Consider the following 22,697-nt stretch of genomic DNA (forward strand, 5'->3'; position numbering starts at 1 on the left):
CTGAAGTAGTAAAGTTACTTTATGTGTAATTCTCCTCTATATAAGCAATTTAGCAGGGAACTTTGATGATCAATTTGTGATCGATTGAATTCCAAAGTAATGTCACTTAAAGTAAAAAAGCAATTGAAAACAATAAAAATAACTATGGTCAGGATGAAAGTCCTGGCCTTTTACTGTGTTCAGTTGACTAATGTATTAACTGAAGAAAATTCAGAAAAGTGCGAGAGGAAATATTATAGTAAATTGGTTGATAAGTCCCTTGTATTACAGGTATATTTGATTTAACAATAAACAAGCTAGTTGATCTTTTATCAAGGAGGGGTATATATGGGGCACGTTATTTCTTTTTTAAATATGAAAGGCGGAGTAGGTAAAACAACACTTTGTAGAGAAATAGCTTATTATTTACAGAATAGCGGTAAAAAAGTTTTGGTGGTTGATGTAGATCCTCAATCAAATTGTACTCAGTCTCTATTTGAAAAGTTTTCTGTAGATACAGTAAATGATGAGGGAGTTAAATTTGAGGGCATGCCAACAATTCAAAATATGTATGAGTCAAAATTAGTAAATATTCAAAGGCAAAATGTTATTTTGAAATTGACAGAAAACCTAAGTATAATTCCAGGTGATCTTTCTACAGTTTTTATGGAAAGAGAAGTAAACAGTAAGAACGAGCAAAGACTCCTTACTTTAATTGATCAGTGGGAGCTAAAAAGAGAGTTTGATTATATATTTATAGACTGTCCTCCTACATACTCATTTTATACAGTTTCAGCATTATTAGCTTCCGATTTTTATCTAGCCCCAGCTCAACCAGATTTGTACTCTATTTTGGGACTTGATTTACTGAATAATGTAGTAGAAAACTTTAAAAATGATGATCAGGCTGCTTTAATGAAATCTAGGACTCTCTTGTGTCTAGGGGTAGTTTTAACGAAGGTGGACCTTGATGGTGGCGTCAGTAAAATAATCAGTAGTATAGATACTTTTGCAAGGAAGAAAGGTTTATATAGATTTAAACAAGAATTTAAGTACATGCCGAAAATCGCAACAAGCCGAATGGATACTTTTGTAACTGACAGAAATGATGCTCTTTTGTTGCAGACCATACAAAACATTTGTGAAGAGTTCGAAGGGAGGATCGATGCTGCTAATGGACAAGAAAAATTTAATCAACAAGTTTAAGGAAGTTAAAAAAATACAAAATGAGAACACTTTGAGAGTAAATCTGTATGGCTATTTATCTGAAATTATTCTCTCAACTGAGTTATTTAAAAGTAACAAAGATTTACCTGAATTTTTTGAGTTCATTAGCATAGCACATAGAGAATATCTTTATTCTAATCGAACTTCATTAATAGCCATGACGATTAGAAAATTGCAAAAAATGGATTTGAAAAATCTTATGGTATTGCAGTCTAAAACCATGGACTTTTTGTATAAACACGGTGATATTAATGATGATAACTACGATCTTGAGAATGCCAAGCGATCAAATTCTTCTGACGATTATGTAAATGATATTGTGAATAAATACAGTCGAGGTAAATAGTTAATGTCTAAGCAAAATGAACTTACTCGCTATAAAGAATTTATTGATACACATTTCCCTTCAAATGTATGGACAGCGAAACAAGGAAGGCTTAAAACAATAGATAAACTGCATTCGTTAGCCTATGATAATTTGATTCTGATTGAAGTTTTTCAAAATTGGATTGAAGAGCATGCATGCCAGTGTAACAAGCAATTTTTAAGTGATTTTAAAGAATATATAAATTCGATTCTTGTTGCTTTACCAGTCAATCACGTTGGATTTGTAGGATATCTCATTCGTTCGGCAGTAGAAACTTTGCTAAAGTTGCTTTACTCATTAGCATTTCCTGATAAAGATCAGGGTACTATAGCTCGGACTGCTTTTAGAAATTTAAAAGATGAATTGAAAGAGGCATACAAAATAAAAGAAAGTACTAAACTGCCTAAACTTTCACAACTGTTTTCTTTGTATGGAACATATTCAAAAGAAATTCATGCTCATTTAACGAACAATTTTAATGCTTTAGGCACTCTTGATTACTATGTAAGTAATTATTTCGAAAAAATGAACCACTTTGTCAAAGATGTGAATGCTATGTTTAAATTATTTATAGAGCTTCTTTGTGAAGCAATAAACTTTAAATTTCAAGAACTTACCTTTGCCTCTATTATTCGTTTAGAGAGAAATTTAGACCCAGAAAATTTGGCTATAATTAAAGAGATGGCATGACCTTGTTCGAGTTTCGCTAATTTAGTCTGTAGATAATAGAGTAATGTAAAAGTAAAGATTAAAATTTTATCCAAACGAAGTCGCTAGTTTAGCGGCTTTTTTCGCTTTAGAACTTGTCAGCGATTCTATGGATTTATGTTTTGGAACTTCAATTCAGAGATTACCGATAGATATTAATCCATACTAGTTACATATCAATACTTATAATTTTATCTCCATCGCCATCACATCTACAAATTTCCTTCTAAAACGCTTTGATTCTGAAATAGACTTACTTCTTAGTATCTAGCATTATGATATAAGCTCTGACCAAGCGTATTAAATGGAAAGGTGAAAAGAAGAAATTTATAAAAGTTATTCTGCTTACCGATTTCCTCTAATTTCTGAAGTAACTGTTTTCCAACCCCTTTTCCACGATGATCACGATGAATATAAATGGAGAGGTCACTGACACCGTCATACGCGCTTCTTGGGCTATACGTAACATAGTCTGAACACCGATTAGATGAACATCTAACTGAAATCAACAGCGCTATTACATTAAACTAATGGGGGGTTAGTTGAATAATAGGCACGCAACTCTTGTGCCTGTCTATGCAATAGCTGCGTGCCTTACTGATTAAATTGCTTTTTACGTTCTAATTAAAAGATTAATTCAGATGCAATCAACTCCAAAACAATCGTCTCTCTTTCAATGGAAAATCCCATGGAAGCCTCTTTATTCTTTATTACCTGCCGATTATGCTTAATGGCCTGATGAATGTCGATCCAAACGGCAGACATGCCATTGTTCAGTTCATAATCTTCAAGTTGTGCTTCTCCAAGATGTTCATGAATGTTGCAAACATAGTAATAAGATAACATATGGATCAGATCATATTCGGGTTTGTAGTGGGGACGATACTCTTCAATGTAGCCAAATTCGCTTGTCATTTCTACCTGGGTAGCCCCAGTTTCTTCGGTAATTTCTCTTCTTAGCCCACGAAGTAGGTCCTCATCCGCTTCCACACCACCTCCGGGAAAACTGTAGTCGTTATATCTACGGGTATAGAGTAGAAGAATCTCAGAACCACGCATAATAATGCCACGTGCTGCTTTTCGTTCAAACATTCGTCCATTTAGGGCGGGTGTATCGGGATGAATTAACTTTTGAATCATTCTCATTGTTTAGTCGTCCTTACTTGATTAGGATGTGAAACACTATGAATGGAAGAGAAAATCACAGGAGTACGTTGTAATTGTGAGTAAAAGAAGTTCTGGAGTACTTCTGAGATCTTATGTTCCCAGATTATACAACGGGCTTCTTTTTTCTGCTCTAGTCCATATAGTGCGGATTTCAAATGGGATTCTGCTGTTTTCATCAGTTCACTAGCATCACGTATATAGACAAACCCTCGGCTAAAGAGATCAGGCCCTGATATCATTTGGCATGTCTCATGGTTTAAGACAAGTGCGGCAATAAGTACACCATCCTTAGCCAATCTATTGCGTTCATCAATGAGTTCAGGCTCATGACTCTCAACTTTACCACGTATCACAAATGACGATCTCGAAGGGAGATTCCTTCCTTTTCGAGCATGATATTTAGTAATGAGGAGAGGCTCTCCATTGTTCAATACAAAGATTCTGTTGGAGGGTATTCCAACTTGCTCAGCTAGTTTTTGATGGCTTACCAGCATTCGATATTCTCCATGAATCGGTATGAAATATTTCGGGCGCATGGTCAGTATCATCAGTTTTAAATCTTCCCGTGATCCATGCCCGGAAGTATGAATCTCATACTCTGCTCCGTAGAGGACAGCAGCTCCAGAACGCATCAGCATATCTATGCTTCGATTGACTTGAATGACGTTACCAGGAATCGGAGAAGAAGAAAAGACGACCGTATCTCCTGGGAATATTTGAACGTGACGGTGGGAACCGGCTGCAATACGGGTTAAAGCTGCATTAGGCTCTCCTTGACTACCCGTGCATAAAATGATGACTTGATGATGTGGAACGGTGTGGATTTCCTTCATATCCATTAGCATACCTTGTGGTATATTAAGGTGTCCAAGTTCTTGACCAATGGAGAAAATTTTTTCCATACTTCGGCCCAGTATTAAAATTCTCCGATTACACTCCGAAGCAGCATGAATAACTTGTTGTAACCTGTGGACATTGGACGCAAAAGTCGCAAACAAAATTCTACCTTCACATTGCTGGATTAATTCCAAAACAGATTTACTCACTGTACGTTCTGAAAGAGACTGACCTTCGCGTTCACTGTTGGTACTATCAGACAGCAAAGCAAGGACACCTTTTTCACCTAATTGCATCATTTTATGAAGGTCTGCTGTCTTTCCTTCAGGTGTCATATCAAATTTGAAGTCACCTGTGTGCACAATAGAACCATAGGGTGTATCTACAACGATACCAAAGGCATCGGGTATACTGTGTATTGTTCGGAAAAAATGAACAGAAAGATGTTGGAATGATACGCGTTCGTGATCCTGAATGATATGAACATCCACTGAATTCGTTAACTTGTGCTCTTCCAACTTGGCTTTGACCAAGCCGATTGTTAGTGCACCGCCATAGATAGGAAACGAAAGATGTCTAAGTAAATAGGGAATAGCACCAATATGATCTTCATGTCCATGAGTAAGGAAAAGAGCTTTAATCTTTTGAGGCTTGTCCAGCAAGTAGGTTATATTAGGAATAATGTAATCTACACCATTCATATGAGCATCGGGGAATTTCAAACCTGCGTCAATCAAAATGATTTCATTTTTATATTCGATTCCATACATGTTCTTTCCAATTTCCCCGAGACCTCCAAGCGCAAAAATACGTACAGCAGGAGGAAGATAGCGTGATGTTTTTTGCGGTTTTTGAGTCTTTAATTTGGAGTCTTCCAAGATTCTTTCTCCTCCAGTCGGCGTTTAAATGATCTAACTCCTTTAGAAAAGAAGCGGGACCTCTGCAATTGCAGAGGCCCTATGCTTCATGTCCATCATCTATTTCACAATCATAACTGGACAATGAGCCCTCTTAACGACTTTATGACTTACACTTCCAAGTACGAATTCCTGTAAGGAATTAAGTCCCCGGCTACCAATAATAAGCAGATCGACGCTGTTCTTATTTGCGTAATCAACAATCGTAGGACCAGGATCTCCATTTACAAAGGTAACTCGATATTTCACATGTTTCTCTGTAAGTTCTTGCTGAACAGGCATAAGTTTCTGTTTACGTTTCATTTCAATTTCCTCATGATTCTGAGAATGGAGAACTTCCTCTTTGACCTTGGATAGGTCTACAACAAACAAAATCTCGACCTCAGCATCAGGGATTAAGGATGCAATATAAGCGGCTTCTTTCGCTGCCCGAATGGCATTTTTAGAACCATCTGCGGCAAGTAGAATATGTTGATACATGTTCATCGCTCCTAGCTTAATGTGATTTTAATTGTGCATTTGGATCTTGATAAACCGCTAACTTATTTACGAGTTTTTCACTTGACGTATTCAGTCCTTTAATCTTAACTCGGTTATGATTCTCCCGATATCGAATGACTACTTTATCGATAGCCCCTACACCTGAGTCATCCCAAATGTGTGCATCTGAAAAATCAATCATAATGTCCGAATCCACAATCTCGAAGTCAAAAGATTCAATAAATCCTTCCACGGATGCGAAGAATAATTGCCCAGTCACATCAAATCTTATTTTTTTATCTGTTGAGAGCTGCTTCACACTCACCTTTGAAATTTTAGAAGCAAAGAAGATGGCACTGAGAATGACACCGACAATGACACCTAGTGCAAGATTATCGGTCGCTACAACAACAATAACAGTGACTAGCATCACGAGTGCATCACTTTTTGGGGCTTTACGGAGATAAGAAAAGGAAGACCATTCAAATGTTCCGACGGCTACCATGATCATAATTCCGGCGAGTACAGGCATAGGGATCTGAACAACGACACCGCCAAGTACAAGGATAAGGAACATGAGGAATACGCCCGCTACGAGCGTAGATAACCTTCCTCGTCCGCCAGACTTGACGTTGATCACAGACTGTCCAATCATGGCACAGCCTGCCATTCCGCCGAAGAAACCGGTAATGACATTGGCAATTCCCTGTCCACGAGCTTCTTTGTTTTTGTTACTGTTCGTTCCCGTCATATCATCCACGATGGAGGCCGTTAATAGAGATTCAACTAATCCGACAATAGCCAGTGAAATGGCGTAAGGGAATATAATTTGCAATGTTTCCAGATTAAAAGGAACATCGGGAATGAAGAATGAGGGAAGAGTTTGCGTGATAATCCCTAGCTCTCCAACCGTTCCAAGATCCAGGTTCCCCCAAATGGCAGCCGCGGTTAAAATCACAATGGCAATGAGAGGTGCTGGAATGGCTTTGAAGAATCGGGGTAAAACATATACAATAAGTAAGGTAACTACAACGAAAATGTAAGTCAGCGTGGATATGCCTACAAAATGGGGAACTTGTGCCATGAATATTAGAATAGCGAGAGCATTTACAAAGCCGATCATGACAGCTCTCGGGATAAATTTCATGAGTTTACCGATTTTTAATACGCCAAAAAGCAACTGGATTACACCAGTGAGAATAGTGGCAGCCAGTAAATACTGAACGCCATGTTCCTTGACCAAAGGAACCATAAGTAAGGCCATGGCTCCAGTAGCAGCCGAAATCATTCCTGGTCGGCCACCAATAAATGAGATGATAACAGCAATACAAAACGATGCATAAAGTCCTACCATGGGATCTACACCAGCAATAATAGAAAATGCAATGGCTTCAGGGATGAGTGCCAGTGCCACTACAATCCCAGCTAATATGTCCCCTCGAATATTAGAGAACCAATCTGTCTTAATCCGTTCAATCACGTGTACTTCCACTCCTTATCTTTTTTAATGACTCTTACTCGACTAAAAGTCATATCCGTTTGAAGTACATTGATCTTATCACGAATAGTCCCAAAATGGAACCTTTTTGGTTCTTGTTTATGATATAGTGTATTAAAGTCACTCGCAGTTAGGAGTTTTAACATGATTATTGGCTACATGAGACCATCGCAGGATGACCCGAAATGTCAAAATCAACACGAAATTTTAAAGCGTAAATCCTGTGATCGAATATTGAAGGAAGAACATTCATCTCCAAAGCAGAGAACACAGTTAGATGCCATGATGAACGAACTCGGGGCAGGTGATGTTGTCGTTGTTACTCGGCTATTCTCCCTAGCTGACTCTACAAGACATCTTGCTGATCTGCTGAAGGAATTTCAAAAACGAGAGGCCCATCTGTATTCTTTGAATGAAAATTTGAATACACAGGACAGTTCTGGTCGTATTTTCTTGGAGCATGTGAAGGCTTTACTTGATTTCCAAGGAGATTTAAGCAGTGAAAGCACGAAAAAGGGAATGGATCAAGCGAAGGAAAAGGGGACGAAGTTAGGTCGCCCTCGTAAATTAGATGGCAACGTGATGAAGGCGATACAGATGTATGAAAGTAAAGAGTACAGTCTTGCTGAGATTCGTGAAGAAACAGGTATCAGTAAAACGACATTGTACCGATATCTGGATTCGTAAGTAGGCATAATAAAAAAATAAGGAAGCAGCTGCCCAATGGAATCGGCTGCTTTTTTTGATTGTAAAAAATGTAATATAATACAATGTTACTAAACATGAAAATAAAAGTGACTCCTTGTAGAAGAAATATCAGATGTAAAAATTCCAATATATTACAAAAGCGTCTGATGGGGCAATCTTGATGTATTTAACTTGATTTGGATATCATACTAATGAAAACTTACATAAAAGGAGTGTCTAATATTGAAAAGGCATATTGTAATCTATGGTTTAGGGTTGATTTTAAGTGGATGTGGGGGTAATTCATTTATCGGAAATTAACATTTAAATTTAGAAAATGCCAACCACACTGAAATGATTCATTCAGAAACAAGTGAAGTACCACAAGGAATAAATAAAGCGACAAATCCACAGTTCAAGATTGAAGTCAGGCCATTATTACTAAGGGGCATATGCCGGGAATGAAAGGAGCAACAGCCAATATTGTAGGAGCTTATGATACAAATGTTTACTCCGTATCTTATACACCAACAACAGGTGGAGAACCAGTTAAAAATCATAAGTGGGTAATAGGAAGTGAATTAAAAGCTAAGTAGTTCTTATAAGCAATAAGCGCCATCTTGTATTTTTATTGGTGGGTTTGAATCAATTGACACATAATTATGAAAATTACTTGGACTGCGTTTCCAGTTCGTTCAACAGGACTTAATAATATAGCCGAATCGGGGTTCAAGTAATAATTAAGTTTTGAAGCCCGTTGCCTTCAAGGTGGTAATTTATAAAATGTGAGTCAATAAAGATTAAGCTAATGGGTATCGTAGTTCGATAACAATGAACAGCAGCCTGATTGACATGATCGGCTACTGTTTTTCCCTAGAAGGCAGGCTTGTTTAAAGTATTGTGTTTGAGTAATCCATAAACTAAGATACATTAAAGAATACAGATACCGATTGAGGCTTATAATAATTTTTCCATTGCCATCACATCTACAAATTCCCCTTCTAAAACGCCTTGATTCTGAAATAGACCTACTTCTCGGTATCCAGCTTTATGGTATAGGCTCTGACCAAGCGTATTAAATGGAAAGGTGAAAAGAACAAACTTATAAAAGTTATTCTGCTTACCGATTTCCTCTAATTTCTGAAGTAACTGTTTTCCAACCCCTTTTCCACGATGATCACGATGAATATAAATGGAGAGGTCACCGACACCGTCATACACGCTTCTGGGGTTATACGAATTGATAGAAGCCCATCCGACCACTTGATCATTCTGTTCGGCTACAAGTACCGAGTAACGCCCCTGGTGCTTATTAAACCATTCAGACATGTAAGCTTCATCTTTTATATCTGTTTCTAGCGTGGCAATCCGATCTTCAATTCCTTGGTTATAGATAGTTAGAATGCTTCCCAGATCCACTTCGGTAGCTTGCCTCAAAATTACCATGTTGATCACTCCTATGTTTTGTTTTTGTATATGTTTATATATCACAATGTAATTTGAAATGGGAAGGGAAATAGCAAAACAAAAAAAACATTTGCATATTGCAAATAATAAAGGTATAACTATAACAAGAGGTGAGGTAATTGGAAAACAACGTAAGAGAGATGTTTCAGATCATGACACGGCGTTTTGGATTATTGGATAAAAACTGCTGCACCGCAGGAGGGCTTGATATTTCGCTTGTTCAAAGTCATATCATTTATGAAATTGATCGTAAGCATAATCCATCCATTCAGCAAGTGGCAGATGCACTCTCCATTGACATCACGACGTTTAGCCGGCAAGTTCAAAGTCTTGTAAAGTTGGGTTTGGTTCAAAAAACGCCCTTACCGGAAGATCGACGGATTTACATATTATCCTTGACTACACAAGGTAAGTTTGTTGCTACGGTCATTGATGAGCAGATGAATGATTATTTAAAAGAAGTCTTTTCGCATATGTCTGAGTTTGAACGGGATATGGTGATCAACGCCGTCAAACTGCTAAACGAAAGTATGGCGAAATCCAGCGTATGCTGTACACCAGTGGGATAATAAATAATTATCCCAATTATTTAATATAATACTTGCAAAATGCAAATAATTATGAGGAGGAAACTAAGATGATTAAACATATCCCTGTGAACCAAGTGAGCTGCTGCGAAGCACCAATGCAAGAGAAGGGAAAATTACCTGTTGCGATCATTGGAGCTGGACCGGTTGGTCTTGCGGCAGCAGCACAACTCATTTTAAAAGGTGAGCCGTTTATGTTATTTGAAGCTGGAGATGAAGTGGGGGCAAACATTCGAAAATGGGAACATGTACGCCTATTCTCACCATGGCAGTATAACATCGATAAAGCTGCTAAAGAATTGCTGCTTTCCACGGATTGGGTCGCTCCTCAAAACGAAACCATCCCAACGGGTAAGGAGATTGTTGAGCATTATCTAAAACCCTTGGCTGCACTACCTGAAGTAAGTCCATACATGCATTTGAATACGAAAGTTACTGCAATCAGTCGTAAAGGGTTAAGCAAAGTGAAAACAAGTGGGCGTGAGAAACTGCCGTTTGTGATCCATGTTGAACAAAACGGATCTTCGTTTATTTATGAAGCGCGGGCTGTTATCGATGCCTCGGGGACATGGTCCAATCCCAACCCGCTTCGATCAGACGGTATATTTTCAGAAGAGGAAAAAGCGATCGAAAGTCACATTTCATACGGTATTCCTGCTGTATTAGGGAAGGAAAAAAATCGTTATAAGGGTAAGAAAGTTCTTGTTGTAGGAAGCGGACATTCTGCGATCAACACTTTGCTTGAACTTGCAGAGCTTCAAAAAGAGGAATCGGGAACTAAGATTGTTTGGGCCATTCGTAAGGCGAATATTGAAGATGTGTATGGCGGACGAGAACTGGATGGGCTTCAGGCAAGGGGTGAACTGGGTACTCGAATTCAAAAAGTGGTTGAATCCGGTGCCGTAAAGGTCCTAACGGCATTCCATATTGAAAAACTTCAAAAACAAAGTGAACAGATTCAGGTTACCGGAACCATAAAAGATGAACAAGTGGTTATTGATCACATCGATGAAATTGTAGGTAACACAGGTTCTCGTCCTGACTTATCGATGCTGAGAGAAGTACGAGTATTGACGGATCCAGGCTTAGAATGTGTTTATGAGCTTGCGCCATTAATTGATCCCAATGTCCACAGCTGCGGTACAGTTCGACCACATGGCGAAAAAGAACTGCGTCAACCTGAAAAGGACTTTTATATCGTGGGTGCCAAAAGTTATGGAAGAGCGCCAACTTTCCTAATGGCAACGGGATATGAACAAGTCAGATCCATTGTAGCGGCTTTGGTGGGAGATATGGAGTCAGCTCAAAAAGTAGAACTGGAACTGCCGGAGACAGGTGTTTGCAGTTTAGGTGCTAGTAGCACGGACAGCTGCTGTGAACCCGTTCAAGTGAAGGAAACAACTTCGGATTGTTGCTCACCTTCAAAAACGGAAAAGGCAGGATCAGATTCTTGCTGCGGATAAATCAAGAATTCAGAGCTACTGCATCCGAATCGTGATGCAGTAGGTTTTCTAGAAGGAGGGAGAAACATGAAAAATATGATTTATGATTGCATCGTTATTGGTGGTGGTCAATCCGGTTTGGCAGCAGCCTATTACTTACAAGAAGCTAAAGGGAACTTTATCATCCTTGAAAAAAGTGAAGAGCATTTAGGATCATGGGCAAATTACTATGATAGCTTAACATTGTTCTCTCCTGCACCGTATTCCTCATTGCCAAGACTCCCATTTCCAGGTGGTGCAAATGTTTATCCGCGCAGAGATGAGGTTGTTCAATACTTAAAGTCTTATGCGGCTACATACAATTTTCCAATACACTCAGGGCGAGAAGTAATCAAAGTGGATAAGGAAAGTAATATCTATACAGTCCATACCTCAAGGGGAGAACAGTTTCGTACACGGTCCATCATTTGTGCAAGCGGGGCATTCGTAAATCCTCATATTCCAGATATTCCTGGCATGCATAAATTTAAGGGAGAAGTGATTCATGCCAAAGACTACCGAAATGAGAAAGAGTTTAAAAACAAACGGATCATTGTTGTGGGGGGTGGAAATTCGGCGATCCAAATAGCGGTTGAACTGGCTAGGACGGCACATGTAACGATTGCATCCAGAAGCCCAATTAAATTCAAGCCACAGGTCATTGCAGGGAAAGATATTCACTTTTGGCTAACCATACTTAGGATTGATCAATCCAATTGGGGTAAACGGTTATTGCAACAAAGCAGTGATGGTGTGCTTGATACTGGTATATATAAAAATGCTATTGATCAAGGTAAGCCTGATGCCAAACTGATGTTTAAAGCTTTTACGGAAAATGGGATAGTGTGGGCAGATGAGACTCGTGAAAATGTGGATACCGTTATTTTTGCCACAGGGTATATTCCGAATTTCGAATATCTCAGTGGTTTGAATGTTCTTGACTCATCAGGCGTACCATTAAAACAAAGCGATGAAAGAATTCATTTTGTAGGTATACCGTGGCAGACCTCTTTTGCTTCGGCGACGATTCGAGGCTCAGGGAAAGATGCGAAAAAAGCTGTACAATCGCTTGTGAAAAGATTGTGAGCTATTGAATCTCAGCATGATGAATTATTAGATCAAGGTGGAGTCATTGAGTACCAAACGACAGATATAGTTAAAATGAAAGACGGTCATTATTTTATGAAGTCAACATGTGAATTTTTAGTTCGAGAGTAAAGTCGGTAATCTTTATTGCCGACTTTTTTTGTGCCCTAAACTCCCTTATATTCGTAATTGATTATATAAGTGATTTATTATATGATTATATCATTAAATGAAGCAGACAAGACTAATCACAGGAGGTGTACATATGGAACAAAGAATTCAGGAGATGGCTGAGGCGTATAAGTTATTAGCTGATAAAACACGTTTGACCATTATTGCGCTACTTCAGGAACAGGAACTTTGTGTATGTGATATCACAGACATTATTGGCATGTCACAACCAAACGCCAGTCAGCATCTTCGAAAACTAAAGGCAGCCGGTCTCCTCAATGAAAAGAAAAAAGGGCAGTGGGTGTACTACTCTCTTAATCCGGATGCAGAAGCATATGTTCAGTGTGTGTATCCGTATCTGCCATCCATGAAAGATAAAATAACAGGATTGAATAACTGCTGCGGTCCTCAGGAGGAAGCATGACCATTATTGCGATATTAATCTTTTTGCTAACACTGACTTTTGTCATTTGGCAACCTAAGGGACTTAATATTGGATGGTCAGCGTCAGCTGGAGCTGTCCTTGCTCTTCTTTTTGGAGTTGTGAGTCTATCCGATGTAGGTACAGTCACAGGAATCGTATGGAACGCCACACTTGCTTTCGTAGCCATTATCTTAATTTCGCTGATTTTAGATGAAATCGGATTTTTTGAATGGGCTGCACTACACATGGCAAGGCTCGCAAGAGGTAATGGTAAGCTGATGTTCGTTTATGTTGTGCTGCTTGGTGCAGGGGTGGCAGCATTCTTTGCAAATGACGGTGCCGCACTGATCTTAACGCCTATTGTGCTTGCCATGGTCCGAGCGCTCAAATTTGATCACAAGATGATTTTACCTTTTATCATCGCTAGTGGTTTCATTGCAGATACAACTTCACTCCCGCTTGTCGTGAGTAACCTCGTCAATATCGTTTCTGCGGATTACTTCGGTATTGGTTTTGTGGAGTATGCAAGTCGTATGATTGTTCCGAATTTCTTTTCAATATTAGCGAGTCTTCTGGTCTTATTCTTGTTCTTTAGAAAGAGTATTCCAGGCAACTACGAAGTCAGTCAGCTCAAAAAACCAGCCGAAGCGATCAAGGACAAGAAACTGTTCAACATATCTTGGGTGATTTTAGCCTTGCTACTGGTGGCGTACTTGATGAGCGAGTTCATTCAAGTTCCGGTGTCTGTTATCGCTGGGGTTATAGCCATTCTGTTTATTTTAGCTGCAAGGCGGAGTCATGCTATTCAAACCTGGAAGCTCATTAAAGGGGCTCCATGGGCAGTCGTGATTTTCTCTATTGGTATGTACGTCGTCGTTTATGGACTGCGAAATGTGGGATTGACGGATGAACTTGGGAAGGTCATTCAAGCTATTGCCGACCAGGGGCTCTACATCTCCACACTTGGCATGGGCTTTCTAGCTGCGATATTGTCTTCGGTTATGAACAATATGCCGACGGTGATGATTGATGCGCTTGCTATTGACGGAATCAGCACGGAAGGAGTCATTCGTGAATCGCTGATTTACGCCAATATTATCGGCAGTGACTTGGGTCCCAAAATTACACCTATCGGTTCGCTCGCCACACTTTTGTGGCTACATGTACTGTCCCGTAAGGATGTAAAAATCACATGGGGAAGTTATTTCAAAATTGGAATTGTGCTCACCATCCCAACGCTCTTTATCACGTTAACAGGACTGTATCTGTGGCTATACCTGATTCATTCAACACATATAAACGTTTGGTTAATGATTGCCGTAATCACAGTAGCATTGGTTGTTATCGCTATGATCATAAAAACGTTAATTAACTCAAAAATGGGCGAAGCGAAAGTACAAGTAAGCCACACCAAAGATAAAGGAGATCAATAATCATGAACAACAAACCACTTGTTTACTTTTTGTGTACAGGAAACTCATGCAGAAGCCAAATCGCCGATGGATTTTTAAAGGCACTTGGTAGTGAAAAATATGAGGTGAGAAGTGCTGGATTAGAGGCGCATGGCTTAAATCCTCGTGCGGTTCAAACGATGAAAGAAGCTGGAATCGATATTTCGAATCATACATCGGATGTAATTGATCCTGAGATTTTAAAACAAGCAGACTACATCATCACGCTTTGTGGTCATGCCAACGATAATTGTCCCGTTGTACGTAATGACAAAGCTGAAAGATGGCACTGGGGATTCGATGATCCAGCCAAGGCGACAGGCACAGAGGGAGAAATCAAAGCTACATTCGCTGAGGTTCGTGATTCAATTAAAGCTCGTATCGAGCAATTCTTGAAAGAAGGTAAGTAAAATGGATCACGCAGAAAAGAAATACCATGCACTTATTGCTGAACGAGTTTTTATGGGCGGAGCTGCCGACGTAGAGGCAATGGTTCTTAACGAAGGCATAGAAGTAGTAGTGGATCTTCGAGAAGAAGCAACAGAGTGCGCGTATCCATCAGATCATGTAAAGTGGATAAAGGTTCCGCTTGATGACGATACGAAAGAACATGAAGGCGGGCTTTTCAAACAAGCAATTGATGAGGTTGTTGGAGCGTATAACGCAGGTAAGAAAGTTGCCTTTCATTGTGGTGGAGGCAAGGGTAGAACGGGAACTGTTGCAGCTGGCACTCTGTTAGAGCTAGGGTTAGCCATTACAGTAGAGGATGCTGAACTGAAGGCAAAAGGCATTAGAAGTATCATTAATATTAAACCAATTCAAAAGGAACTATTGAAGCAAATGTACTGAAAGTTTACACAAAATTTGATGAGTCCTTCAATCTCAGTGATTGCTGGGCTCTTTTCAATTTAACACTGATTTCTCTCCGTGATCCAACACCAATCAATGCTCCTAAAATCAACAGACTCAATAATCAACCCTTCCAATAGTCTGAACTATTAGCTTCAGATATTCAGCATCAACTTTTTACTTTTGAATTCCATTGCTTAACCAATTGAGGTTCAGATTATTTGATTGTGAGGTTATTCTGGTAATGAGAGTGTGGGAAGAATGACAAATAGGAATGTTAGTTCGTATTAGGAGGTTTTTTGTTTCGATAAAATAATTAGTATGTTAGTGTTAGTTAAATAGTTCCTGAGAAGGATGTTAGTGGAGCTATAGCAGGAACTGATTTGTGATAATTAGTAATATCTTTTTGATAAATGGTTTAAGAAGGCATTCGACAAAAAAAATATGTTGAGGTGGAGAATGATTAAAAACGAACAGAGGTATAAGGCGATACTTTTAAGTAATGATCAAAAGTCTAAAGTTGTAACGAATATATCGGTAGATGTAATTTTATTTTATTCTACCTTGATTTTTCTGTTCTCTTCGATAATGTCTCTTATTCTTATGTTTGTTTTTGCTTTTATTAATACGGTAGTTGCCTCTTACTGTTTAGGTACATTTGTGGCCTGTCTAGTGCTGTCCATTTTTCTGATATTGTTCCTTGAACGTGAAGTTATATCAAAAGATCTAAATGAAAAGTTGTATGTCTACTTTTCTTTATTAGAAGAATTTATAGAAGAAGATAAAAGCAAAATGAAGATTCGAATGATAAATAGAAAGTTAATCAAGTATTTACGTTTACTAGAACGCAATATAAATAATGTGTATATTTTTAAAAGTTCCGATCTTCAAATACAGCTAGTCAAAGATTTACAGAAATTAATTACAGATGATCTTATATACCTGCTAAAGAGAGGGAAAAAAGAATGTCTTTTAGATACCATATCTAGCATAAATGGAACATATCTATGTGCAGAAGGAATGTTACTTGCAGGAAACATAGAACCTAAATATGAGTCTGAGCATTTTTCCAAAATTGAAAGCTTGAAGAGTTTTTTAAAGAAATGTGAATTTGAAAAACAACATACTGTAGAGAATTCTAGTAAGAACAAGTTAACGGATATATTAATGGCTGAAACGAATCCCAATACTTATATCATCTTTTTTTCTATTCTAGGTATTGGGTCTCTTACCTATATAAACATTGCCGAAGATAATTCAAAAGTGATGGAAAACATATCAGTCGTTGGATTATTTCTAATGATTATAATCTTTATTATACAGTCTAAGAAAAAATGACTAGTTCTTTGATTTTCGAATTTAAACCCTATTTCTACGTTAATGGGTTTGGATTAGGTGCCAATTAAGCATTCTAATACTTTTCTATATTGTTTTTTTGATAACATCAAAATATAACGAGAAAGGAAGATAGATAGTCATGATTGAAGCGAACACCCCAGAAGAATTGCTTCAGTTGCTGCAAGCTCAAAAGCGTGAGGATTTTGAGAATAACGCTGAATATGAAGCATATATTGATAGTTTCTACACATTAGAAAACATACTTACTAGAGTTAATTATGTGCTCCAAAATGGGAAGGAGGCATTCGAAAATAATTCAAACCAAGAATTGAGATTCAATTTTCTAATGGTGTATTACATGAAATTTGGATTCATTAAAGTTAAGGAATACAAAAGAGCATATGAGACGTTTGGCGTGTTTGTAGAAAAGGAAATTAATTGGTATTTAGAAGATGAAAGGTCATCCAAAGGAAACTTTGATTACACCAGTAACTTATTTTTCATTGCATTACAATTAATATGCGAGTATAAACATACCGGTACTGTATCTGATCCTTTATTAAAGATGTGGACTGTGATATCCCCAGAAGAATTGGTTAACATCTTAATTTTCCCGTCTTATTCTAATCCAGATTGTCTTCCATCTAATTTAGAGTTCATTGAAACATACATAGAGGTTATTCGTATCATGATGGAAAAAAAGATCAAGAAAAGCTTACTTGTGAGGCATTCTGTAAGTTGTGTGAAATTAATTTATGATGAAATACAATACTCCATCATAAATGATCATTCTTCTTATTTGGAACAATTCAACAAATTAGAGGTGTTAGCAGAAGGATTATTACCAAAGGAAATATTTGAATTATATCGTTTCTTAATCGATTTTCAAATAGAAAGTACTAATGATCCTGAACTTACTTTCTATGATAAGGTTTCCAATGATGAGATTGAATTTTTAAATAGAGTAAGTAAAAAAGCATTTATTTGGGGAGAGAAAAACAAAAAATTCACCCCTGCCAAAGACTATTTTGATTTACTAGAGCATGTTGATGATTCTGAAAAAATAGATCTAATTGCAAATTGCATAGAATGTTTACTTTTCATAAAAGATACAAGTTTCAGATCTAATTTTGAAATTACAAATAGCTTAGTAGAGGTTTTATTTGATCATAAAAAGTATGATTTGTTATCAGAATTATATTTGAAGGGGATAGTAGATAGTGAGCGAAAGTGGTTTGAAATTGCTTTCTCCCTAAAAGAACATCAACATACTGATATTGCAAAAAAAGTATATCTAGAAGGCATCGAAATGGGGGATAACTCAAGCGTGATTTATAACAATATAGGTGTAATACTTGAGGAAGATGAAAAGAATTACATGGGTGCGCTCGAGTATTATCGGCATGCGAACAAGCTAGAGCCTGACGACGAACTTATACAAAAAAATATAAATAGAGTTGAGAAACAACTGAAACAGGAAAAACAACGTCTAGGTATACTTAAGGATACTTATTTCAAAAAAATAAATAAATATCATAGGAATTTGCTTTTTACTATATATAAGTTACAGCCTAACGAACATATAACAATTGATGAACTCATACAAGCGAGTAAACAAAGTGAAACTTTTGTGAGAAATAATATTAACAAACTAATTGAATTAAAGCTTATTAAAGAAAATGGAAATGGAGCTTATTCAATTGAAACAGTAATAGAAGAACTCATTGCCGATTATGTTGATCCGAAACTTGAAAGGCAAATTATTAAAGTCGATAATTCAACCCTGTATCGCCCCATTTTTTATCACGAATCCGAAATTACAATGTATAAGGTCTTAATCGAATTATTTCCACAACATTTCGTTTTCCCGAATATCAGTTTAAAAACAATTTTTGAGGTTGATAAAATAAGAGAGTTTATAACAAATGAACAACTCAATTATCTGTTTATGGCCCATGTTGATTTTGCAGTTATAAGTACGTCAATGTATACACCTATAATAGCATTTGAAAAAGATAGTGTGTATCACGATAATATGACTGTGAGAAGCCGAGATGAGTGGAAAAATCTAATTTTTCAGTTAGGTGGTATTCCCCTGATTCGTATTCGTTTTAATAACAGTATTCCTGCAGAAACGTTAAAACATCAAATAAGGGATGCTACGAAAGAATTGATTCTTGAGCTGAAACAAGATGAGACCAACAATAGATTTATAAATGAAGTTGATTTTAAAAAATTTGGTTTACTCACAAATACAAAGTATGATTTCAAGAAGGTAGAGTTGACGTGGAACAAAGTAGTCGGAAAGGGGATAGCTCAAAAATCGAAAGTCGATGATTTTGTAGATGACGATCTATTAATCAGTATCTCCGAAGAACTTTATTCTATAGTGGAGATGAGTAAGGATAGAATATTCGAAGAATTAAAAAAGGAATTCCCTCAACTAGACAGGATTATTTATGAGTATTATTGATATCAAACGTTAGTAAGAAATTTAAAGAAAGTATCTAGAGGAGTGCACATGATATTTGAAATCACAGGTGATATGATGAAAAAAATTGACGATTGGGACTCTTGCGAATCAACTGATGTAACCGGTGCAAAATATGCTTATACATTTATGCCAACTGGAATTGGTCTCGTGGTTCAAGTAAAGTGTGATATTTGTAAAAGAGTATTGAGTCTATCTGATGATTTTTAGTCGCATGAAACTGTTTACTAAAGTGAGAATAGCTTCAGTAATGTATCTATCCTCTCTAGTTGTATAAGAACACAGCAAACAAGTGAATGGGATACATTTAAAAACATCAGTAAATATGTAATTATTAACATATTAAAGAGTACACTGTATATGAATATGGCTCCATTCCAAGTCGCTATTTTAGCGGCTTTTTTTAGTCTAATTAAAACAAGATTAATGTATCATGTTTAGGGTACAGCAGTTAGATAGACAAATAAAGGGATATGAATTGAATTATAGGTAATACTGATTTTAGAGTTCAATTCAATGTGGTTGAAGTCTGTTCCGTATGCAAAAAGAAAATGAAAATGAAATAAAACGTAAATCCAATTTATGTTTTTTTGTGATATTATTTTGTTTTAATGGGGTTTATATCAATTGTAAAGTGGGGTAGAATATGGACTGGAATAACACTGACTGGGGTGAGATGGATCGGATTTATTATCCCAAACGAAAAGTAGATAACACTATGAGCCGATATTTTGGTTTCAATATCGGTTCCATCCGAAGTCAGAAAATGAATAAAACAGTAGAGTATGAATCTTTAACCGAATGTTTGTTTTACTATTTCCTTGAACTTGACCCTAAAACCGTCCGGTATTATGTACAGCCTATCAATGTCCCTGTTTCATTTATAAGTAATCAAGAATTGAAGGTATACGAACATGTCCCAGATGTTTTAGTGTATCGTACTGGTTACCCACCCATGCTATTTCAGGTTAAGGCGAAAGATCTCCAGGAAGGTGACAAAAATTACGTTTCATTTCTTAGGCACAATCAAGCTTGCGAAGAATATGCTAGATTAGAAAAATGGAACTATTCTGTCATTTTTCCCAGAATCTACTGATACTATAGTAATTTCCAATGTCAAAAATATTATTCGGTATAAAAAGAAAAGAAAACACTTTTCAGATCTAATCCCACAACTATTGTACAAACTCTCCTATTTGGAAAATTGTACGATAGAAAGGCTTGTTATTAGTTTTGAGAGTATTTGCGAGCGGAAATACATCATCCCACATATCTATCATTTAATTGCTGAAGCACAGATTTGGGTTAACCTCTTTGAACCAATTCATATTCATAGTGATATTAGAATTGGAAACCCATACCTCATGTTAGAAAAATCAATGCTTTTTGAAGAAGGGGGAATTAAATGAGACGCTCAGCACTTAGGATCAATGATGAATTTGAACTTAATGGAAGAAGATATGTAGTACTTGAATTAAATTTTCCGAATGTAATCATCCAACCGCTTACTGGTGAACTATCTGCTGAAGAGGTGAGCTATTACTATTTAACACAGGATAGTGGATTTAAACTATTAAAGAAACAAGCCGCGGTTCAGGCAACAAATAGGGAGTTTATTAGTAAAGCTCAACTTAATGGTTTTATAGATTCTCTATCAGAAAAGAATAGAGAGAAGATCACCCGCAAGTTTGAAATGATTCAACCTATCTTATTGCTTGAGAGAGTGAAAACAGGTGATCAGAGGGCCGTCATCAGATTTCAAGACAAATATGGAGCAGAATATTTGGATGGTAGAGAGATAGAAGTAAAATCGATGACTCAGAAGCAACTCATTCAACGTATTGCTAGTAAATTTGATGTTTCCACACGAACTATAGAAAGAGATTTAAAAAAATACAGAAGTGAAGAACAATTCAGCGAATGGGGCTTACATGGTCTCGTGTCCGAAAAATTGAAACATCCGTACAATCGGAAAGACATGAGAAGCATTGAGATTTGCCATCCTCGAAAGAAAGAGTGGATACTATGTACGATTCGAACTTATTTGGAGGAAGGGTACGTATCAATTCTAAAAGAAGCCATTGAACAACATTATCTTAATAAAAAACAACCCAGCATTCTTGAAGTTAAAGATATTATTGATATTAGATGTGAAAAAACGGGACTACCGCAGTTAGGCTATAACACTATTTATGCTATTTTGAATCGATTAGATGAAGAAATGGTTTTGCGTATGCGTAATGGGACTGTTGCATCCGAAGTCTATGACCGAGTCACAGGTCAGTTTTCTAATACTGAGGCTAAGTCCTCTCTCCATATGGTTCAAATCGACCATACTGAGATGGATATAATGGTTGTCGATGAGACAACAATGGAGGTCATTGGGCGTCCATGGCTGACATTAGGGATTGATGTATATAGTAGATGCATATGGTGTATGCATATTTCGTTCGATAGTCCCTCTGCCAATAAAGTGCGAAAAGCAATAGAGCATGGCATATTTAAAAAAAGGATTAAAGAGAAATATGGAACCATTCATGAATGGGAAGTATTTGGAATACCAGACATTATATATTTTGATAATGGGAAGGAATTCGACAATCGGGAAATCAAATATTTAATTGATAATACCCTTGAATCACAAGTTATGTATAGGCCAGTGGCTACTCCACGTTGGGGTGGAACGATTGAACGGTTGTTTGGAACGGTAAACACTAAGCTAATACATCGGTTGGCAGGAACCACAAAAAATAGCATAGAAGCAAAAGGAGACTATGATTCCGAAGGTGAAGCTATCTACACCTTAGAAGACGTCACCGAATTGTTAACTCGATTTATCACAGATATTTATCATCATGATATCCATTCATCGCTTCCATTTGATAGTGCTACGCCTCACTTGCAATACCAAAAGGGACTCAATATAGGGGGGCAGAATGATTATATTGACGATGAAGATGAAGAGGCGTTTCATATCGCTCTGCTCCCCACAAAAGATCTTACGTTTTCTAGGCTAGGAGTACGATTGGACAATGTATATTACAACGCGATTGAGCCGGGAAAAGAGATTAAAATTAACCGTTCTAAATACAAGGTGAAATATGATATTGATGATATATCACATATCTATGTGCTAGATCACTTATCAAATGAATATATAAAGGTTCTTGCAGTCAATCCTCCATATGAGGTTCTAAAAGGAATGAAGAAAAAAACCTATAAATTGTTGTTGAAAATCTCCCGTGAAAAGGCAAAGTCAACGGGAGCTATTCCAAATGAATCCGATCTACTTCACTCCAAAGATATATTAATGAATCGTATACTTGATATGAAGAAAACCAACAAGGGTAGAAGGAAAGTAATTAATTTAGGTCTAGAACAGTTTAATAAAAATTCAAAACCAGGGAAAAGAGATTTCTCAAACGGTGATGATGAACTATTGCGTTTAGTAGAAGATTTAAATCATCAACTTGAACAGAGGTGAT

Annotated in this window: 23 protein-coding genes; 17 read left to right on the top strand and 6 right to left on the bottom strand. The window is 37.2% G+C overall.

Features of this window, described 5'->3' with window-relative positions; all coding sequences use genetic code 11:
• Nucleotides 1-327 precede the first annotated feature (327 nt).
• Genes HNR77_RS22910 through HNR77_RS22920 form a run of 3 tightly spaced genes read left to right on the top strand, consistent with a single transcriptional unit; the run spans nucleotide 328 to nucleotide 2,263 of the window.
• On the top strand, nucleotides 328-1,185 hold the full coding sequence (locus HNR77_RS22910; RefSeq protein ID WP_184189553.1) for a ParA family protein: 858 nt from the start codon (nucleotides 328-330) through the stop codon (nucleotides 1,183-1,185).
• A complete protein-coding gene (locus HNR77_RS22915) occupies nucleotides 1,154-1,552 on the top strand; it encodes a hypothetical protein (protein ID WP_184189555.1) in 399 nt (132 codons plus the stop codon). The genes HNR77_RS22910 and HNR77_RS22915 overlap by 32 nt, the downstream gene beginning before the upstream one ends.
• Before the next feature lie 3 nt (nucleotides 1,553-1,555).
• Complete coding sequence (locus tag HNR77_RS22920; RefSeq protein ID WP_184189557.1) at nucleotides 1,556-2,263, top strand: hypothetical protein; 708 nt, start codon at nucleotides 1,556-1,558, stop codon at nucleotides 2,261-2,263.
• A gap of 278 nt (nucleotides 2,264-2,541) precedes the next feature.
• Here the strand turns inward: HNR77_RS22920 and HNR77_RS22925 are convergent, their stop codons facing one another.
• From HNR77_RS22925 to HNR77_RS22945, 5 genes are all read right to left on the bottom strand, one after another.
• A complete protein-coding gene (locus HNR77_RS22925; RefSeq protein WP_260410789.1) occupies nucleotides 2,542-2,790 on the bottom strand; it encodes a GNAT family N-acetyltransferase in 249 nt (82 codons plus the stop codon).
• Between the two features lie 115 nt (nucleotides 2,791-2,905).
• The gene (locus HNR77_RS22930; protein ID WP_184189559.1) at nucleotides 2,906-3,427 is read right to left on the bottom strand and encodes an NUDIX domain-containing protein; all 522 of its coding nucleotides are present in this window, start codon (nucleotides 3,425-3,427) and stop codon (nucleotides 2,906-2,908) included.
• A complete protein-coding gene (locus HNR77_RS22935) occupies nucleotides 3,424-5,163 on the bottom strand; it encodes a ribonuclease J (RefSeq protein ID WP_260410790.1) in 1,740 nt (579 codons plus the stop codon). Before HNR77_RS22935 ends, HNR77_RS22930 begins: the two co-directional genes overlap by 4 nt.
• Before the next feature lie 99 nt (nucleotides 5,164-5,262).
• Nucleotides 5,263-5,682: a universal stress protein gene (locus HNR77_RS22940; protein WP_184189560.1), complete on the bottom strand. Its 420-nt coding sequence runs from the start codon at nucleotides 5,680-5,682 to the stop codon at nucleotides 5,263-5,265.
• Between the two features lie 16 nt (nucleotides 5,683-5,698).
• Nucleotides 5,699-7,162 (bottom strand): SulP family inorganic anion transporter, encoded by a 1,464-nt coding sequence (locus HNR77_RS22945; protein ID WP_184189561.1) that lies wholly within the window; start codon nucleotides 7,160-7,162, stop codon nucleotides 5,699-5,701.
• A 177-nt stretch (nucleotides 7,163-7,339) separates the two neighbouring features.
• On the opposite strand from HNR77_RS22945, the gene HNR77_RS22950 reads away from it, so the two are divergent.
• Nucleotides 7,340-7,867: a recombinase family protein gene (locus HNR77_RS22950; RefSeq protein WP_260410801.1), complete on the top strand. Its 528-nt coding sequence runs from the start codon at nucleotides 7,340-7,342 to the stop codon at nucleotides 7,865-7,867.
• Between the two features lie 461 nt (nucleotides 7,868-8,328).
• Complete coding sequence (locus tag HNR77_RS30415; protein WP_260410791.1) at nucleotides 8,329-8,463, top strand: YdhK family protein; 135 nt, start codon at nucleotides 8,329-8,331, stop codon at nucleotides 8,461-8,463.
• Between the two features lie 361 nt (nucleotides 8,464-8,824).
• On the opposite strand, the gene HNR77_RS22960 is transcribed toward HNR77_RS30415, so the two are convergent.
• Nucleotides 8,825-9,319 carry an arsinothricin resistance N-acetyltransferase ArsN1 family A gene (locus HNR77_RS22960; RefSeq protein WP_184189608.1) on the bottom strand — a complete coding sequence of 165 codons (495 nt, stop codon included), beginning with the start codon at nucleotides 9,317-9,319 and terminating at the stop codon, nucleotides 8,825-8,827.
• 155 nt (nucleotides 9,320-9,474) lie between these two features.
• Here HNR77_RS22960 and HNR77_RS22965 point away from each other — a divergent pair, with 155 nt between their 5' ends.
• From HNR77_RS22965 to HNR77_RS23025, 12 genes are all read left to right on the top strand, one after another.
• Nucleotides 9,475-9,903: a MarR family winged helix-turn-helix transcriptional regulator gene (locus HNR77_RS22965; RefSeq protein ID WP_184189610.1), complete on the top strand. Its 429-nt coding sequence runs from the start codon at nucleotides 9,475-9,477 to the stop codon at nucleotides 9,901-9,903.
• 68 nt (nucleotides 9,904-9,971) lie between these two features.
• Nucleotides 9,972-11,384: an NAD(P)-binding domain-containing protein gene (locus HNR77_RS22970; RefSeq protein ID WP_397367402.1), complete on the top strand. Its 1,413-nt coding sequence runs from the start codon at nucleotides 9,972-9,974 to the stop codon at nucleotides 11,382-11,384.
• A 66-nt stretch (nucleotides 11,385-11,450) separates the two neighbouring features.
• Entirely contained in the window at nucleotides 11,451-12,488 is a 1,038-nt protein-coding gene (locus HNR77_RS22975; protein WP_184189563.1) for a flavin-containing monooxygenase, read from the top strand.
• 265 nt (nucleotides 12,489-12,753) lie between these two features.
• The gene (locus HNR77_RS22980) at nucleotides 12,754-13,083 is read left to right on the top strand and encodes an ArsR/SmtB family transcription factor (RefSeq protein ID WP_184189565.1); all 330 of its coding nucleotides are present in this window, start codon (nucleotides 12,754-12,756) and stop codon (nucleotides 13,081-13,083) included.
• A complete protein-coding gene (locus tag HNR77_RS22985; RefSeq protein WP_184189567.1) occupies nucleotides 13,080-14,516 on the top strand; it encodes an arsenic transporter in 1,437 nt (478 codons plus the stop codon). Before HNR77_RS22980 ends, HNR77_RS22985 begins: the two co-directional genes overlap by 4 nt.
• A gap of 2 nt (nucleotides 14,517-14,518) precedes the next feature.
• Nucleotides 14,519-14,944, top strand: coding sequence for an arsenate reductase (thioredoxin) (gene arsC, locus HNR77_RS22990; RefSeq protein ID WP_184189569.1), 426 nt, complete (start codon nucleotides 14,519-14,521; stop codon nucleotides 14,942-14,944).
• A 1-nt stretch (nucleotide 14,945) separates the two neighbouring features.
• The gene (locus HNR77_RS22995) at nucleotides 14,946-15,383 is read left to right on the top strand and encodes a protein-tyrosine phosphatase family protein (RefSeq protein ID WP_184189571.1); all 438 of its coding nucleotides are present in this window, start codon (nucleotides 14,946-14,948) and stop codon (nucleotides 15,381-15,383) included.
• A gap of 459 nt (nucleotides 15,384-15,842) precedes the next feature.
• Complete coding sequence (locus tag HNR77_RS23000; protein ID WP_184189573.1) at nucleotides 15,843-16,721, top strand: hypothetical protein; 879 nt, start codon at nucleotides 15,843-15,845, stop codon at nucleotides 16,719-16,721.
• A 139-nt stretch (nucleotides 16,722-16,860) separates the two neighbouring features.
• Nucleotides 16,861-19,194 carry a DUF2726 domain-containing protein gene (locus tag HNR77_RS23005; RefSeq protein WP_184189575.1) on the top strand — a complete coding sequence of 778 codons (2,334 nt, stop codon included), beginning with the start codon at nucleotides 16,861-16,863 and terminating at the stop codon, nucleotides 19,192-19,194.
• 48 nt (nucleotides 19,195-19,242) lie between these two features.
• Nucleotides 19,243-19,422, top strand: coding sequence for a hypothetical protein (locus tag HNR77_RS23010; protein WP_184189578.1), 180 nt, complete (start codon nucleotides 19,243-19,245; stop codon nucleotides 19,420-19,422).
• A gap of 436 nt (nucleotides 19,423-19,858) precedes the next feature.
• Nucleotides 19,859-20,308 (top strand): TnsA endonuclease N-terminal domain-containing protein, encoded by a 450-nt coding sequence (locus HNR77_RS23015; RefSeq protein WP_184189580.1) that lies wholly within the window; start codon nucleotides 19,859-19,861, stop codon nucleotides 20,306-20,308.
• A 309-nt stretch (nucleotides 20,309-20,617) separates the two neighbouring features.
• A complete protein-coding gene (locus HNR77_RS23025) occupies nucleotides 20,618-22,696 on the top strand; it encodes a Mu transposase C-terminal domain-containing protein (protein ID WP_184189582.1) in 2,079 nt (692 codons plus the stop codon).
• Nucleotide 22,697 lies beyond the last annotated feature (1 nt).

Source organism: Paenibacillus sp. JGP012 (assembly GCF_014203995.1).
GTDB classification, from domain to species: domain Bacteria; phylum Bacillota; class Bacilli; order Paenibacillales; family Paenibacillaceae; genus Paenibacillus; species Paenibacillus silvae.

Bases quoted from the DNA above. Each gene is read 5' to 3' on its own strand.
- HNR77_RS22940 (WP_184189560.1), bottom strand. From the start codon at position 5,682: ATGTATCAACATATTCTACTTGCCGCAGATGGTTCTAAAAATGCCATT.
- HNR77_RS23005 (WP_184189575.1), top strand. From the start codon at position 16,861: ATGATTGAAGCGAACACCCCAGAAGAATTGCTTCAGTTGCTGCAAGCT.
- HNR77_RS22985 (WP_184189567.1), top strand. From the start codon at position 13,080: ATGACCATTATTGCGATATTAATCTTTTTGCTAACACTGACTTTTGTC.
- HNR77_RS30415 (WP_260410791.1), top strand. From the start codon at position 8,329: ATGAAAGGAGCAACAGCCAATATTGTAGGAGCTTATGATACAAATGTT.
- HNR77_RS23025 (WP_184189582.1), top strand. From the start codon at position 20,618: ATGAGACGCTCAGCACTTAGGATCAATGATGAATTTGAACTTAATGGA.
- HNR77_RS22950 (WP_260410801.1), top strand. From the start codon at position 7,340: ATGAGACCATCGCAGGATGACCCGAAATGTCAAAATCAACACGAAATT.
- HNR77_RS22970 (WP_397367402.1), top strand. From the start codon at position 9,972: ATGATTAAACATATCCCTGTGAACCAAGTGAGCTGCTGCGAAGCACCA.
- HNR77_RS22995 (WP_184189571.1), top strand. From the start codon at position 14,946: ATGGATCACGCAGAAAAGAAATACCATGCACTTATTGCTGAACGAGTT.
- HNR77_RS22930 (WP_184189559.1), bottom strand. From the start codon at position 3,427: ATGAGAATGATTCAAAAGTTAATTCATCCCGATACACCCGCCCTAAAT.
- HNR77_RS23000 (WP_184189573.1), top strand. From the start codon at position 15,843: ATGATTAAAAACGAACAGAGGTATAAGGCGATACTTTTAAGTAATGAT.
- HNR77_RS23015 (WP_184189580.1), top strand. From the start codon at position 19,859: ATGGACTGGAATAACACTGACTGGGGTGAGATGGATCGGATTTATTAT.
- HNR77_RS22980 (WP_184189565.1), top strand. From the start codon at position 12,754: ATGGAACAAAGAATTCAGGAGATGGCTGAGGCGTATAAGTTATTAGCT.
- HNR77_RS23010 (WP_184189578.1), top strand. From the start codon at position 19,243: ATGATATTTGAAATCACAGGTGATATGATGAAAAAAATTGACGATTGG.
- HNR77_RS22965 (WP_184189610.1), top strand. From the start codon at position 9,475: ATGTTTCAGATCATGACACGGCGTTTTGGATTATTGGATAAAAACTGC.
- arsC (WP_184189569.1), top strand. From the start codon at position 14,519: ATGAACAACAAACCACTTGTTTACTTTTTGTGTACAGGAAACTCATGC.
- HNR77_RS22975 (WP_184189563.1), top strand. From the start codon at position 11,451: ATGAAAAATATGATTTATGATTGCATCGTTATTGGTGGTGGTCAATCC.
- HNR77_RS22920 (WP_184189557.1), top strand. From the start codon at position 1,556: ATGTCTAAGCAAAATGAACTTACTCGCTATAAAGAATTTATTGATACA.
- HNR77_RS22915 (WP_184189555.1), top strand. From the start codon at position 1,154: ATGGACAAGAAAAATTTAATCAACAAGTTTAAGGAAGTTAAAAAAATA.
- HNR77_RS22910 (WP_184189553.1), top strand. From the start codon at position 328: ATGGGGCACGTTATTTCTTTTTTAAATATGAAAGGCGGAGTAGGTAAA.